Raw genomic sequence first — 521 nt, forward strand, 5'->3', positions numbered from 1 at the left:
TGTTTTAGCTGATGACGACACAGGGCGGCGAGTCCATCGATACCACAGCGAAAATCGGCTGGTTGAGTCGCAAGCAGGATTTTACTCTCAGCAGTCAGGTGGATCATTTTACTTCTCCTGCTTCTCGTATCAGAGCTCGCAATAAGTCAGGAGAGACCAGGCCGCTGATACGGATCTGACTTGAATTAGGAAGAGTGAGTTGAAGGCTCAGGTCTGATTTAGGTAGTAAATCAGACTCTAGCTGTAACGGAACAAAATCAGGAGCGGACGACTTAACGGTAAGTTGCTTGCGCCAATCATTAAGCTGGGTAGTGCAGATCCGTAGTGCTTTGGTCACGTGACTGATCGGATATTCTTCAAGCAGCTTGAGTGCCAAGCAGCGTAGCTCATCGGGGGTTCTGGCATGTTTATTAATGCGGGTTTGTCGCCAGTGCTCAAAGTCAGCAGTGGCCTGAATCAGGTTTTTCTGGTTTTGCATGGTGCCTTCCTTATGTTGGATAAGCACTTAGTAAACCAGAGCT

Annotated in this window: 1 protein-coding gene; it reads right to left on the bottom strand. The window is 48.2% G+C overall.

The features are described 5' to 3' along the window. Positions 1-103: 103 nt before the first annotated feature. Positions 104-478: a hypothetical protein gene (locus tag H5300_RS27030; protein WP_182797391.1), complete on the bottom strand. Its 375-nt coding sequence runs from the start codon at positions 476-478 to the stop codon at positions 104-106. Between the last annotated feature and the right edge of the window lie 43 nt (positions 479-521).

The organism is Vibrio sp. SG41-7 (genome assembly GCF_014164465.1).
In the GTDB taxonomy this organism is placed as follows: domain Bacteria; phylum Pseudomonadota; class Gammaproteobacteria; order Enterobacterales; family Vibrionaceae; genus Vibrio; species Vibrio splendidus.

Bases quoted from the DNA above. Each gene is read 5' to 3' on its own strand.
- H5300_RS27030 (WP_182797391.1), bottom strand. From the start codon at position 478: ATGCAAAACCAGAAAAACCTGATTCAGGCCACTGCTGACTTTGAGCAC.